Origin of the sequence: Priestia sp. LL-8 (genome assembly GCF_036227845.1) — a bacterium.
Lineage (GTDB): Bacteria > Bacillota > Bacilli > Bacillales > Bacillaceae_H > Priestia > Priestia zanthoxyli.
The window spans coordinates 4,096,855-4,110,307 of sequence record NZ_JAZAQH010000001.1 but is presented as its reverse complement, the minus strand read 5'-3'; the positions used below and the strand labels follow the sequence as shown (position 1 = coordinate 4,110,307).

14 protein-coding genes are annotated in these 13,453 nt (G+C 37.9%); 12 read left to right on the top strand and 2 right to left on the bottom strand.

Annotation, left to right across the window (positions count from 1 at the left end; all coding sequences use genetic code 11):
• Nucleotides 1-392 precede the first annotated feature (392 nt).
• Nucleotides 393-1,190: a patatin-like phospholipase family protein gene (locus U9R83_RS21425; protein ID WP_115654866.1), complete on the top strand. Its 798-nt coding sequence runs from the start codon at nucleotides 393-395 to the stop codon at nucleotides 1,188-1,190.
• Complete coding sequence (locus U9R83_RS21420) at nucleotides 1,180-2,196, top strand: SepM family pheromone-processing serine protease (RefSeq protein ID WP_279400967.1); 1,017 nt, start codon at nucleotides 1,180-1,182, stop codon at nucleotides 2,194-2,196. The genes U9R83_RS21425 and U9R83_RS21420 overlap by 11 nt, the downstream gene beginning before the upstream one ends.
• Nucleotides 2,197-2,223: 27 nt before the next feature.
• Here U9R83_RS21420 and U9R83_RS21415 read toward each other — a convergent pair whose 3' ends face one another.
• Nucleotides 2,224-3,423, bottom strand: a complete 1,200-nt coding sequence (locus tag U9R83_RS21415; protein ID WP_115654865.1) for a nucleotidyltransferase — start codon at nucleotides 3,421-3,423, stop codon at nucleotides 2,224-2,226.
• 179 nt (nucleotides 3,424-3,602) lie between these two features.
• Here U9R83_RS21415 and U9R83_RS21410 point away from each other — a divergent pair, with 179 nt between their 5' ends.
• The 4 genes from U9R83_RS21410 (at nucleotide 3,603) to U9R83_RS21395 (ending at nucleotide 6,078) form a co-directional block, all read left to right on the top strand.
• Entirely contained in the window at nucleotides 3,603-4,121 is a 519-nt protein-coding gene (locus U9R83_RS21410; RefSeq protein WP_014458367.1) for a YceD family protein, read from the top strand.
• A gap of 65 nt (nucleotides 4,122-4,186) precedes the next feature.
• The gene (rpmF, locus tag U9R83_RS21405) at nucleotides 4,187-4,360 is read left to right on the top strand and encodes a 50S ribosomal protein L32 (protein WP_013058976.1); all 174 of its coding nucleotides are present in this window, start codon (nucleotides 4,187-4,189) and stop codon (nucleotides 4,358-4,360) included.
• Between the two features lie 169 nt (nucleotides 4,361-4,529).
• Complete coding sequence (locus U9R83_RS21400) at nucleotides 4,530-5,297, top strand: enoyl-CoA hydratase/isomerase family protein (protein WP_115654864.1); 768 nt, start codon at nucleotides 4,530-4,532, stop codon at nucleotides 5,295-5,297.
• A gap of 178 nt (nucleotides 5,298-5,475) precedes the next feature.
• On the top strand, nucleotides 5,476-6,078 hold the full coding sequence (locus U9R83_RS21395) for an RsfA family transcriptional regulator (RefSeq protein ID WP_013058974.1): 603 nt from the start codon (nucleotides 5,476-5,478) through the stop codon (nucleotides 6,076-6,078).
• An 81-nt stretch (nucleotides 6,079-6,159) separates the two neighbouring features.
• Here the strand turns inward: U9R83_RS21395 and U9R83_RS21390 are convergent, their stop codons facing one another.
• Nucleotides 6,160-6,630: an N-acetyltransferase gene (locus U9R83_RS21390; protein ID WP_014458368.1), complete on the bottom strand. Its 471-nt coding sequence runs from the start codon at nucleotides 6,628-6,630 to the stop codon at nucleotides 6,160-6,162.
• Between the two features lie 313 nt (nucleotides 6,631-6,943).
• On the opposite strand from U9R83_RS21390, the gene U9R83_RS21385 reads away from it, so the two are divergent.
• From U9R83_RS21385 to bshC, 6 genes are all read left to right on the top strand, one after another.
• Entirely contained in the window at nucleotides 6,944-8,296 is a 1,353-nt protein-coding gene (locus U9R83_RS21385) for an acetyl-CoA carboxylase biotin carboxylase subunit (RefSeq protein ID WP_328575413.1), read from the top strand.
• The gene (locus U9R83_RS21380; protein ID WP_033579761.1) at nucleotides 8,293-8,505 is read left to right on the top strand and encodes a biotin/lipoyl-containing protein; all 213 of its coding nucleotides are present in this window, start codon (nucleotides 8,293-8,295) and stop codon (nucleotides 8,503-8,505) included. The genes U9R83_RS21385 and U9R83_RS21380 overlap by 4 nt, the downstream gene beginning before the upstream one ends.
• A gap of 19 nt (nucleotides 8,506-8,524) precedes the next feature.
• Entirely contained in the window at nucleotides 8,525-10,066 is a 1,542-nt protein-coding gene (locus tag U9R83_RS21375) for an acyl-CoA carboxylase subunit beta (RefSeq protein WP_049166164.1), read from the top strand.
• A 158-nt stretch (nucleotides 10,067-10,224) separates the two neighbouring features.
• Nucleotides 10,225-11,106 (top strand): 2-dehydropantoate 2-reductase, encoded by an 882-nt coding sequence (locus U9R83_RS21370; protein ID WP_014458370.1) that lies wholly within the window; start codon nucleotides 10,225-10,227, stop codon nucleotides 11,104-11,106.
• Between the two features lies 1 nt (nucleotide 11,107).
• Nucleotides 11,108-11,491, top strand: coding sequence for a DUF3397 domain-containing protein (locus U9R83_RS21365; RefSeq protein ID WP_013058968.1), 384 nt, complete (start codon nucleotides 11,108-11,110; stop codon nucleotides 11,489-11,491).
• A 90-nt stretch (nucleotides 11,492-11,581) separates the two neighbouring features.
• Nucleotides 11,582-13,207 (top strand): bacillithiol biosynthesis cysteine-adding enzyme BshC, encoded by a 1,626-nt coding sequence (bshC, locus tag U9R83_RS21360; protein WP_182420423.1) that lies wholly within the window; start codon nucleotides 11,582-11,584, stop codon nucleotides 13,205-13,207.
• Nucleotides 13,208-13,453 lie beyond the last annotated feature (246 nt).

The window sequence follows — 13,453 nt, the reverse complement described above, 5'->3', positions numbered from 1 at the left end:
AAGTTCTTCTATATATCAATATACGAAGCTATGCATCGACTTTATGCCTATGAGTAAGGAGAAAATAAATTCATACTGAATAAAAAGGCGTCTTGTCACATTTGGAAATACAATTCATATACATAAATCAATGCACTTCTAGGATAGTCAAGGAGTAAAAAAACGTATGCGCAGCAAGCGAAGAGTAAGAATTTCTTAAAACAACCTTCAGTATAGTATAATGCTTAATAACCACCGTGGATTGAGCAAAACATATCTTTAGCTTCATACTAAATGAACAAATAGAAAATGAAGAATAGTCCTACCGAAGACAGGGCAACAATGATAGAGAAGCTCATCAAATGTTTTTACATTTTTAGAAGTCTATAAGGTAAAACGAGGGGGCAGGTAAAGTGGAAAGCCCAAAAATAGGAGTTGCGTTAGGCTCAGGTGGAGCTAGAGGTTTTGCACATTTAGGAGTAATCAAAACGCTAACAGAAAATAACATTCCTATTGATTTTCTAGCTGGCAGCAGCATGGGAGCTTTAGTTGGTGCACTATATGCGTCGGGTATTGAACTGACAACTCTTTATAAAATGGCGCTAACGTTCAAACGAAAGTATTATTTGGATTTTACCGTGCCCAAAATGGGATTTATTACAGGCAACAGAGTAAAATCGTTGGTTCGCACCTTTACGCAAAATAGAACCATTGAACAGCTATCTATACCGTTTGCCATTGTAGCGACAGATTTGAAAACAGGAGAGAAAGTGGTGTTTAAAAAAGGACCTATCGCTGAAGCGGTGAGAGCAAGTATTTCAATTCCAGGAATCTTTGCTCCCGAAGTAATTGATGGACGATTGCTTGTAGACGGCGGGGTAGTGGATCGTATTCCTGTATCGGTTGTAAAAGAAATGGGATCTGATATTGTTATTGGAGTCGATGTATCAAAAGCGAAAGTGAATGCAGAAATCAGCTCCATTTTCGATGTCATTATGCAAAGTTTAGATATTTTGCAAGATGAGCTAGTAGCTCATCGGACCATTGCTTCAGACATTATGATTCGTCCTAATCTCGATACTTTTAGTTCCCGAGCGTTTACAAACATTCAAGAAATGATTTCAATTGGTGAACAAGCAGCACATGAGCAGTTGCCTTCTATCCTACAAGCAATTGATCATTGGAAGGAGAACAAAAAAAGTGAAATCTAGAATTAGAATTTTGGTATATTTGGCTGTTATTGCAGTGGTGGCAATGCTTTGTTTTTATCCTTTGCCGTACTACATTACAAAGCCTGGAATGGCAGAAGAACTTGCGCCTATCATTAAGGTAGAAGATGGATACCATGAAAAAGGGACGTTTATGCTTACAACTGTAAGAATGGGCAGAGCAACTCCTCTTTCATATGGTCTTGCGAAAATACAGGACTTTCATGAAATTTTCCCTACAAAGCAAATTTTGCAGCAAGGTGAAAGCGATGAAGATTACTCGACAAGGCAATTACATATGATGGATACGTCAAAAAATGCCGCTATTTCAGTAGCATACGAAGCAGCTGGAAAGACCGTTTCCTATCTCAATAAAGGCGTATATGTTACATATGTTGTAGAAAATATGCCTGCACATGGAAAACTTCATGTTGGAGATGTAGTGACGAAAGTAGACGAGAAAAAAATTCAAACTGCTGAGGACTTAATCAACTACGTATCGACTAAAAAAGCAGGAGATTCAGTATCAATTTATGTAAAAAGAGATGGCAAAGAAAGCAAACATACTCTAAAAGTTAAAGCATTTCCTGACGAGCCGAAACGAGTAGGCCTAGGAATTGCCTTAGAAACAAACCAAGAATTAAAAGTTAAGCCCGATATACATATTGATACTGAAAAAATAGGAGGGCCTTCAGCAGGGCTGATGTTCTCGCTTGAAATTTATAATCAGCTTGTTAAAGAGGACATGACAAAAGGCCACCGAGTCGCAGGTACAGGGACTATCAATGATAAAGGAGAGGTAGGACCAATCGGAGGTATTTCGCAAAAAATTGTAGCGGCAGATAAAGAAGGAGCAGAGATTTTCTTTGCACCAAATGAAAAAGGGGCTGCGGGCTCTAACTACCGAGAAGCAGTGAAGACAGCTAAAAAAATAAACAGTGATATGAAAATTGTACCCGTGGATTCATTTTCGGATGCCGTAACCTATTTAGAAAAGCTGAAACCATAAAAAAATCGTCTCTTGTAGACGATTTTTTTATGGCCAAATAATAGGAGGCTGCGTATATTCTTGTTTCATAAACTGAGAGCGCAGAGGCTCCTGAAACGGCATACTATAAACATGTGTCGCTTTAATGTCGGTATCAATTTCTTTTAGTTTACATTGCGAGACAGTGGATACAATAGGAAGGGACAGCTTTTTCTTAATTGTTTTTAAATAGCCTTGTCCTGTCTTTGACATTCCCAATAAGCGAATATAAGGATCAGCTTGTTGCATCTCACTTTTTGTTGTATTGGTTAAAAGATGAACGCACATGCGCTGTAGACGGGTTCTCGTATATCGCTTCGTTTTAACATTTGTTAAAAAATCTTCAAATGAAGTAGATGAAGAAATATAAGATAGCAGCCGATGTTCAATACCTTCTTCTATTTCATAAATACGCTGTAAGTCATAAAGCGAAGTAGTTAATAATTTGTATTTTAAAAATGGGAAATAGTGCTCCCAATGATGAAACTGTCCGTTTGCTTGTTTGTAAGCTGCTAATTCGTTTGCTGTACTAACTGGCATATGCTTGCTCAGGTCCCCATGGCTGCTGGTGTCAAAAATAGCTTTACGTATGCTTGTAGCGCTTGAAATAAAAGAGGAAGACAGTGAATCATCGTGATAATGTGATTGAATTCGAGTGATTGTATATGGTTTAATAGATGCATGCTGTTTTTTAATGGCAGCTACATAGCTCATTCCAAGCACATTATTTGGCTGAGATAGATCAATAGGAGCCTCCGTGAAAAGCTGTAAGAAAGCATTGGAAGCGGCTTTTGGATAACTGTTTCCTTTTTTCATCTCTTGTTGAATTAAAGCGGATAGTTCTGATTCATGAGTTTCGAGCAAATCAGCGGTGCGGGTAAATGAGTCAATATGGCCATTTTCGCTGCCAAAGCATACAAAGTCAGCGTGAAGAGATTCTAAAATAGAAATAGCGCCGCTTGCGAATGTTTCAGCTTTTTGAGTAGAAAAAGCATAGGGTAATTCAACGACTAAGTCTGCACCAGCAGCTAAAGCCATTCTTGTGCGGGACCATTTCGATACAAGAGCAGGCTCTCCGCGCTGCAAAAAGTGCCCGCTCATCACAGCAATCACACAATCTGCTCCGGTTTGTTGTTTCGCTTGCTGCAAATGATAAGCGTGTCCGTTATGAAAAGGATTATATTCGACAATTATTCCAACTGCTTGCATAATGTCTCCTTTTAATTTATTATTTTTAGTCTAGTTCTTTGTTTTAAAAACATTTTTTTATGAAAGTAAGAAATTTTTACAAAAAAGCATATTTAAGTACATTATAGTGTAAAGAAAAAATATTGACAAATAATCTTGTGAAAGCTATAATAACCTTTGTTGCCTTGAGGTGATTAACAATGAAATGGACAATACATCAATTGTATCAGTTGCAAAATAAAGGTCTAACATTTGACGAAGTGATTGACGGCAAAGAGTTTATGAATGCTGATCCTCAAATTCGTAGAATGTCAGATGTAAACGTGAAAGGAAGAGCCGACATTAGCTCTTCGAAAGTAACGTTTCACCTTAAAATTTCAGGAGAAATGACGTTGCCTTGTGCTCGTACATTAGTCGACGTTCCGTATCCATTTGAAATTAACGCAACTGAAACGTTTTTATTGAATGTGAATGCTGATTATGAAGAAGATGCTGAAGTACGCATTGTAGAGGGAGAAACGGTTGATTTACAACCTTTGATTCAAGAGTTAATTATTGTTGAAATTCCTCTGCAGGTATTTAGTGAAAATCAGCAAGCGGCAGGAGCAGCTCCACAGTCAGGAAAAGACTGGGAAGTTGTTACCGAAGAAGAACAGCAGGAAAAAGTAGATCCCCGCTTAGCCGTACTCGAAAATTTCTTTAAAGACAAAAAGAAATAAAAATGCGAAGATCCGGCTTTCGGGCCTTCATATGATTTTAAAATTCTTTTAAGGAGGTGGGAATAATGGCTGTACCTTTTAGAAGAACATCTAAAATGAAGAAAAGAACGCGTCGTACGCACTTTAAATTACAAGTTCCTGGTATGGTAGAGTGCCCAAATTGTGGTGAAATGAAACTATCACACCGCGTATGTAAAGCTTGTGGTACTTACAAAGGAAATGACGTAGTAAGCAAATAATTGCTTATTTAAATAAAAGACCCTTTTAAAGGGTCTTTTATTTTTTTTGCCTTTTTTCCTTCTCTGCCCTTTGGAAGAGAAGGATTTTTCTTATAGAACAAGAACTCTTTTTAAATAAACAATTACTGTTGTAAAAGGATTCATACCTTGTCTATAAGGAGGAAAAAGCATGAAAAAAAGCGAGCTGTTTACTACAAGCCAAGGCATTGCTACGTTTGTGATTAATCGTCCTGAAAAGCGTAATGCTATTGATTATGATGTGATGAATGAACTGCAGCAAGCTGTAGATTATGTGAAACATGATCAGTTAGTAAAAGCTTTTGTAATTACAGGTGCTGGTTCAGATGCATTTTGCAGTGGAGGAGATTTAAGCGTATTTCATGAGCTAAAGACTTCGAAAGAGGCGTCTCAAATGTTAACGAAAATGGGAAAAATTCTTTATGAGATTTTAACAATCCCAAAACCAACAGTTGCCCTTTTGAATGGAACATCGGTTGGAGGGGGATGTGAGCTTGCGATTGCATGTGACTTCCGTATAAGTGCAACACATAGCGAAATGGGCTTTATTCAAGGGAATTTAGGAATTACAACAGGCTGGGGAGGAGGGACCATTCTTCTTGAAAAGCTGCGTTATCAAGAAGCCATGGAAATGATCTACAGTGCTCAGCTGTATGGAGTAGAACGAGCAAAGCAGATTGGATTTCTTTCCTATGTCACGTCGTTTAAAGAGCTAACTATGAGGTGTGAGGAATGGTTAGCGCCTATCACTCATAAACCGACCCAGGTATTGCAAGCTTACAAAGAAATCGCTATTGAGAAATGGGAGCAAAGCCGGGTTTGGAATCGGATGGAACAAGAAATTCATCGCTGCTCGATATTGTGGGAGTCGCCTGAGCATGAAGAAGCGGTTCAAAAGGTCATCGTTAAAAAAACATAGTTATGAACTGCATTTCCATAGCAATATAGTTAATAAGCGAAAGATGAAAGAATCACGGGTTTCCCATTTTGCTTCAAAGTATATGAAAGATTTTCTTGATTGAGAAGAGGAACAATAGTCTATCTTATCTAGTAGGTGCATATTCATTTAATAAGTACGGATAAGGAGGGATAGAAAAATGACTTCTTCTCGTCAAGATGCATGGACTCATGATGAAGATTTATTACTCGCAGAAATTGTACTGCGTCATATACGTGAAGGTGGCACTCAGCTAGCTGCATTTGAAGAAGTGGGGAAGAAACTTACACGAACATCAGCAGCTTGTGGCTTCCGCTGGAATTCTTTTGTGCGCAAACAATACAAGACTGGTATTGATCTTGCGAAAAAACAGAGAAAAGAATTAAAAGCAAGAACTGTTTCAAAAGATGACGAGCAGCCTGCACGCTTATCATATATGGAAGCAGAGAAACATATTTCGCTTAATGAGGTAATTAAATATTTAGAAAATGTAGATCAAGGGCAAAGACACTCGTCAGAGCTTCTCGAAGCTAATGAAGAACTGCAGCAAAAGATTGAACGTTTACAAGAGAAAGTAACGATTTTGGAAAAAGAAAAAAAAGCTTTGCAAAACAACTTGTTAATTGTGGAAGATGACTATAAAGCTCTTATCGAAATTATGGAGAGGGCTCGTAAAATGGTTGTATTAAAAGAGGATGAAAAAAGTAGAAAAGTAAAATTTCAAGTGGATAAAAATTTAAATTTAGAAAAAGTTCAAAAGTAAAGCGATAGTTTGAATGCTCCCTACTTCATGTTGATCATATATACCACATAGATATAAAATAAACAGCTGGAAATCAGCTGTTTATTTTTGTTCGCTTACACCGTTTGGTAGCCAAATAAGAGGGTTTTCTCCCAAATCACGATCGATATCATACGTTACAGGTGCGAATCCCATTTTTGACCAAAAATCACTCGATTTTACTCGTGGGCTTGTTTTGATAGGTAATTGAAAGGATTTGGCATATTCAACGAGCGTTTGACCTAATCCTTTGCGCTGAAAATCGCTGAGCACTTCAAGTTTCCACACTTCAATATACGTTTGAGGCGGCTCGAAATATTGATCGTACTGTTTGTTTCGCTTATAGAGACTCATGCGAGCCACTAAGCTATTTCCAAAATAAATGCCGTAAAACGGAGAATTTATTTCATTATCGGAAATCTTAGCATGTAAGTCTTCTAGCATTGAAAGTTCTTGAATGCCATATTCTTTGAATTTCTTGAACTCTTCTAGCGTTTTAAAATTAATTTTTAAATGCTTCACTTCGTAATTCATCCCATATCCCCCTTGTTATGTCTCTTTGCTAGACGAACGAACTGGCTTGGTTCGTTCGTCTAATATTATATAACAAAAATACAAAATATTCTGTTTTCGTGATTGTTGAATGATTATTCAATGCGCATAAGGAAAAATGAATTCTTTCAGTTAAATACGAAGAATACATTACTATAAGCATCACTTTTTAGAAAGAAAGCAAAAGGAAAGGGAAATTCAAATAGAAAGCGTTTTCAAAAATTGTAGAGGAGTTTTAAAATTATTGTAGAATTATATGGGGGAAAGTAGAAATTTGAGGAAAGGGGAGAGAAAGGTGAAAAAAATATTGATTGCAAATCGAGGAGAAATTGCTCTTCGTATTATTCATACATGCAAACAAATGGGCATTGAAACGGTGGCTGTCTATTCCGATGCAGATGCAGAACTTCCTTATGTTCAAGCGGCTACAAAAGCACGTCGAATTGGAGAGCCTCCTGTGCAAAAGTCATATTTGAATGTGGAAGAGCTGCTGCGAATTAGTCGTGAAGAAAAAGTAGACGCCATTCATCCTGGATATGGATTTTTATCGGAAAATAGTGCATTTGCTAAAAGAGCGATTGATGAAGGTTTTTGTTTTATCGGTCCTTCTCCCGAAATCATTTCGATGATGGGTGACAAAATCGCTGCCCGCGCTGCGATGAAAGAAGCGGGTGTACCTGTTGTCTCCGGCAGCGAAGGCGATGTGACGTCAGTTGAAGAGGCTTGTAAAGTAGCGGGGGTAATTGGATATCCCGTTATGTTAAAAGCAAGCGGAGGCGGCGGAGGAATTGGGATGGTGCGCTGCGATAACGAAGAAGCAGTAAAACAAGTATATGCCTCAACAAAAGCAAGAGCAAAAGCATATTTTGGTCATGAAGGAATGTTTATTGAAAAGCTTATCACAAACGCAAAACATATCGAGGTACAGGTGTTTGGAGATAAGCATGGTAATGTCGTTCATCTTTTTGAACGCGATTGTTCTGTACAAAGAAGAAATCAAAAAGTGATTGAAGAAGCCCCTGCGCTTTCTTTAAAAGAAAGTACGCGACAAGCCATGCAAAACCAAGCCGTTCAAGCGGCTAAAGCGATCGGCTATTATAATGCGGGTACGGTGGAGTTTATCGTGGATGAAGACGAAAATTTTTATTTTCTTGAAATGAACACGCGGCTGCAAGTTGAGCATCCGATCACCGAGCAAATTGCAGGGGTCGATTTAGTTAAGTGGCAGATCTTAGCTGCGCGCGGTGAAAAGCTTCCACGTGTGCAAGAGGAAATAGCAGCAAATAACTACGCCATTGAATTTCGTATTTATGCAGAAGATCCGTTTACTTTCTTACCGGCTCCGGGAAAAATTACGGGTTATCACTTGCCCGAGCGAACCTATGCGCGCGTAGATAGCGGCTACAGTAATATGAATGCGGTTACACCTTTTTATGATCCAATGATTGCAAAAGTTATTATTACTGGTCGTACGCGTTCAAATGCAATTGAACTAGCTAAATCATATTTTACAGAAGCTGTCATAGAGGGAATCAAAACGAATATTCCTCTATTTAAGCAGTTGTTAAATGAAGAATTATATGAAAAAGGAACCTATAACACATCGTTATTATCAACAGTATTAAATAAAGGAGGAGCACCACAATGAGTGAAATCAAAGCGACAATGGCAGGCATGGTATTTAATGTGTTTGTTCAGCAAGGTGCAAGTGTAACTAAAGGAGAAGTTGTTGTTGTATTAGAATCTATGAAAATGGAAATTCCTATTGAAAGCGATCAAGCTGGTATTGCAGAGACTGTCCATATAGCCGTGGGGGATTTTGTGAACGAAGGCGACGTTTTGGTGACTATTTCATAACTCATAAAGGAGAGATATCATGATACATACAGGTGAATCTCAGAAAAAATATGATGAAAATCGTCAAAAAGTAGAGCGTGGCAACGCCGAGAAGTATAAAGAGAAACTTGCAAAACAACAGAAGCTTTTTGTAAGAGATCGTTTAGCCCTTTTGTTCGATGACGGGAAATATGAAGAAGACGGCATGTTTGCAAATAATAAAGCCGAAGGGTTGCCGGCAGACGGTGTTGTAACTGCGATTGGAAAAGTAAACGGTGAAACGGTTTGTGTAATGGCTAATGATTCTACTGTAAAAGCAGGGTCTTGGGGAGCTAGAACAGTAGAAAAAATTATTCGGATTCAAGAAGTAGCAGAAAAACTGCATGTGCCTTTACTGTACTTGGTGGATTCCGCGGGAGCTCGTATTACGGATCAATTAGATATGTTTCCAAACCGCCGAGGAGCTGGAAGGATCTTTCACAATCAAGTAAAACTTTCCGGCGTCATTCCTCAAATTTGTTTGCTTTTCGGTCCGTCAGCAGCTGGAGGAGCTTATATCCCTGCATTTTGTGATATTGTTGTGATGGTAGATGGGAACGCTTCTATGTACTTAGGGTCGCCGCGTATGGCCGAAGCCGTTATTGGAGAAAAGGTTACGCTAGAAGAAATGGGAGGAGCGCATATGCACTGCAGCGTTAGCGGGTGCGGTGATGTGCTGGCTTATTCTGAAGAAGAAGCTATTTCGTATGCCAAATCTTATTTAACGTACTTTCCACAAAACTATCAAGAGAAGCCTAAAGTACAAAAAGCTAAAGAGCCTAAGCAGACAAAAGATTTAATAGAACTAATTCCGGAGAATCAAAATGTTCCATTTGATATCTATGAAGCAATTGATACCCTTATTGACGAGGGGAGCTTTTTTGAAATAAAAAAACTGTTTGCCGCCGAATTGGTAACAGGGCTTGCACGAATAGATGGAAAAGTAGTAGGGATTGTTGCTAATCAGCCAAAAGTTAAAGGGGGAGTGCTGTTTGTAGATTCAGCAGATAAAGGCGCAAAATTTATTCAATTGTGCGATGCATTCCATATTCCTTTGCTGTTTTTAGCTGACGTGCCTGGATTTATGATTGGAACCAAAGTAGAAAGAGCTGGCATCATTAGACATGGAGCCAAATTAATTGCAGCAATGAGTTCAGCTACAGTTCCTAAAATTTCCGTAGTCATGCGTAAAGCTTATGGTGCAGGACTTTATGCTATGGCTGGCCCAGCTTTTGAACCGGATTGCTGCATTGCATTGCCTACTGCTCAAATTGCCGTAATGGGTCCTGAAGCTGCTGTAAATGCTGTTTACTCTAATAAAATCAATGAAATTGAGGATCCGAAAGAGCGGTTTATGTTTGTAAAACAGAAACAGCAGGAGTATAAAGAACACATCGATATCTACACGCTGGCTTCTGAACTGATTATTGACGACATCGTTCCTGCTAACGAACTGCGTCGAACTTTAATTGACCGCTTTCGATTATATGAAACAAAGAATGTGACCTTTAGCCGTCGTAAACATCCGGTGTATCCCGTATAATAGAAAAAAACGGGATCATTCTAAATAATTTACAATAAGCCCGGTGATTTTTAATCACACGGGCTATATGAATAGGTAAAATTTAAAGAATGCATTTAATTCAAAGCATTTTTTTGCTAAAATGAAACTCAATAATAGAAAGAGGAACAAAAAATACGATGAAAACTATAGGTATTATTGGAGGCGGATCATTAGGTCTGTTGTTTAGCGCGTATTTATCAGATGATTATGATGTAACCTTGTACACGAAAACACAAACTCAAGCAAAGTGTATTAACGAAAATGGAATTACCTTACATAGACAAGGGGAACATCACACGAAAAAAGTCAGTGCTATTCCTCTAGAAAAAAACATAAAAGAAGCAGATTTAATCATTATTACTGTAAAACAGTATCATTTAAAAGAGATTATTCCTTTTATCAAAACCCTTACTATACATACTCCCCTTTTGTTTATCCAAAACGGTATGAGCCATATTGAAATTCTCAAAAATCTCCCGCAGCGCACTCTCTATTTGGGTACAGTTGAACACGGGGCAATGCGTACAAATATGGATAACGTCCATCATACAGGAATAGGAACAACCCGTATTGCTTCGTACAGAGGAGAAATGGAGTCTATCTTGCCAATTGTGAATTTTCCTTGGGTGATTGAAACAGATTGGTATGCGATGCTGGTGAAAAAATTAGTTGTAAATGCGCTCATCAATCCTCTTACGGCGCTGTATCGGGTAAAAAATGGGCAGCTGATTCACAACAGCTACTTTTATAAAACGATGCGTCTATTGTATGAAGAGATTGCGGCTGTGTTAAAACTGGATTCAGCTTTTAATTATTGGGAAAATGCGCTGGGGGTTTGTTCGCGCACGAGTACAAATCAATCTTCTATGCTAAAGGATATACAGGAGGGGCGGCAGACAGAAATTGATGCTATTTTAGGCTATATTCAAACACAAGCTGCTGAAAAAAGAACGTCGACGCCTATTGTTGACTTTTTATATGGGTCAATAAAAGGAATCGAAGAAGAAAAGGGTGATTAACATGGGAAGTTTTATTGCTGGAGTTTTTGCGACGTTTGTCACTCTGCCGCTCGTTGGTTTTTTTATTCTATACATGCTTTTACGCAAACTGACGAAAAATAAAAGGAAATCTGTCCACATAGCAACGTACATTACTACGGTTTTTCTTATTTTGTCCGTGCATTATGCAGCTGTAGAAATTTTCGGGCACTCTTTTTTGTGGTTGATTGCGCTAGTCCTTTTAGTTGTAGCAATGATTATGATGTTTGTACATTGGAAAGTCAAACATGACTTAGAAATGAAGCTTATTGCGAAAGGGTTCTTTCGGATGAATTTTGTTTTGTTTCTTATTGCACATATTGTATTAAATATAGGTGGAATCGCTTTTCGTATTTCCTCTCTGTAAAGCATGTTACTAGACGTGAGCAGTTACATTATGGATAATGAAGCTATATGTAGAGAATATAAGTATTAGGAAAAGAAAGGAAGTTCTTTCATGGAGATTACAGACGTCTCTTTAAAGGCGGGAAACAAACTAACGAACGATTACATAAAAGGTGAAAAGCAAGCACTTTCCTTTTTTCATTATAATATACACGAAAAAGACGTATATGAAAAACGTTTAGCGGATGTTCAAAAGCAGTCTTATCCAAGAGAACAGCTTGCTGAGTATCTGTTTGATTTTAATAAGCGTTACGGAGCATCTTCTAAGACGATTGAAAATATTGAAAAGCTAAAAGATCCTAACAGCGTAGTGGTCGTTGGAGGTCAGCAAGCGGGGTTGCTTACGGGCCCTTTGTACACCATTCATAAAGTGATTTCAATTGTACTCCTAGCTAAACAACAAGAGGAAGCTTTAAACGTGCCCGTGCTTCCGGTATTTTGGATTGCTGGAGAAGATCATGATTTTGCTGAGATCAACCATGTATACACAGAGCATAAAAACCAGCTTTTAAAGAAAACTTTAAAGCATTCTTTAAAGAAAAAGCAAATGGTTTCTCAAATCGAACTAGACCATGAAGCCTGTAGAAGCTGGGTTCGTGATGTATTTCAAACGTTTAACGAAACGGCGCATACAAACCAGGTATTACACTTTGTTTTAGAGGCGTTAGATAAATCACGTACCTATGTCGATTTCTTTGCTCATTTGGTTACCACAATGTTCGCAGAGTCAGGTCTTATTTTAATGGATGCAGCTTCTAAAGAAGTACGCAGCATTGAATCTTCTTTCTTTGTGACGTTAATTGAACAAAATGACAAATTATCGTCAGCGGTTATGGAACAGCAAAAAGAGATTCAAAAACAATACGGACGAATGATTGAAGTGGGAGAAGAAACGGCTCATCTCTTTTATTCACACAACGAAAACAGAGTACTTTTAGAAAGAGATGCAGAACAAAAGCAGTTTGTTGGAAAGCAAAATGAACTCGTGCTGTCTAAAGAAGAGCTGGTTCAAATTGCTAAACAAACGCCTGAGCTTCTTAGTAACAACGTTGTGACTCGACCCCTTATGCAGGAGTACTTGCTTCCTACCCTTGCGTTTATTGCAGGTCCAGGGGAAGTAGCGTATTGGGCAGAGCTTGAAAAAGCATTTTCTTTATTTAGCTTTAAAATGCCTCCCGTGGTCCCTAGGTTATCCTATGCAATCGTAGAAAGACATATCGAGAAGTATATGGATGAACTTCAGTTAGACCTTTCGAACGTAGTGAACGAAGGCGTAGATGCAGAGAGGGAGCACTGGCTTAAGACAGAAGTTCACAACCCATACGAAATGTATTTTGAAAAAGCGAAAGAAGATTTCGAAAAAATTCATAAAACTCTTCGTGAAAATATTCAAAAAGAAGACAAAACATTTGATGAAGTCATGCTTAAAAATCGAGGGATTATTCAAAAGCAGTTTGAAACTATTCAAAAGATTGTCGAATCCAAACAGCTAATTAAGCACGATGTGAAGCATTCAAAATATGCTCAAGTTGAACTTGCTCTTCGTCCCTACAACGCTCCACAAGAACGTATGTGGAATATTATGTATTATTTAAACAGTTATGGTATGCAATTTGTGTCAGATTTACTAAGTGCTGAAGTCGAATTAAATCACCAGTTAAAAGTCTGTTATGTCTAATAAAATCCTGCTGAAAAGCAGGATTTTTATTTTGGAAAAGAGAAAAAGTCTACAAGGTGAATGTTAACCAATTGAATCCTTATAAGGTATATATTTCTAAATGTGCAAAAAAACCTTATATTCCTTACATTTTATTCTACGAATATGTCCTACTTTTAACAAAATGACACTATTTGTGACAAAAAGACAAAATTCTACTTAATTCTTATATAAATAGCTGAAATAATGTTGAACTTTGATATATAA

Excerpts from the sequence above, each read along its gene's own strand:
- U9R83_RS21415 (WP_115654865.1), bottom strand. The coding sequence starts at position 3,423 with ATGCAAGCAGTTGGAATAATTGTCGAATATAATCCTTTTCATAACGGA.
- U9R83_RS21410 (WP_014458367.1), top strand. The coding sequence starts at position 3,603 with ATGAAATGGACAATACATCAATTGTATCAGTTGCAAAATAAAGGTCTA.
- rpmF (WP_013058976.1), top strand. The coding sequence starts at position 4,187 with ATGGCTGTACCTTTTAGAAGAACATCTAAAATGAAGAAAAGAACGCGT.
- U9R83_RS21400 (WP_115654864.1), top strand. The coding sequence starts at position 4,530 with ATGAAAAAAAGCGAGCTGTTTACTACAAGCCAAGGCATTGCTACGTTT.
- U9R83_RS21395 (WP_013058974.1), top strand. The coding sequence starts at position 5,476 with ATGACTTCTTCTCGTCAAGATGCATGGACTCATGATGAAGATTTATTA.
- U9R83_RS21390 (WP_014458368.1), bottom strand. The coding sequence starts at position 6,630 with ATGAATTACGAAGTGAAGCATTTAAAAATTAATTTTAAAACGCTAGAA.
- U9R83_RS21380 (WP_033579761.1), top strand. The coding sequence starts at position 8,293 with ATGAGTGAAATCAAAGCGACAATGGCAGGCATGGTATTTAATGTGTTT.
- U9R83_RS21375 (WP_049166164.1), top strand. The coding sequence starts at position 8,525 with ATGATACATACAGGTGAATCTCAGAAAAAATATGATGAAAATCGTCAA.
- U9R83_RS21370 (WP_014458370.1), top strand. The coding sequence starts at position 10,225 with ATGAAAACTATAGGTATTATTGGAGGCGGATCATTAGGTCTGTTGTTT.
- U9R83_RS21365 (WP_013058968.1), top strand. The coding sequence starts at position 11,108 with ATGGGAAGTTTTATTGCTGGAGTTTTTGCGACGTTTGTCACTCTGCCG.
- bshC (WP_182420423.1), top strand. The coding sequence starts at position 11,582 with ATGGAGATTACAGACGTCTCTTTAAAGGCGGGAAACAAACTAACGAAC.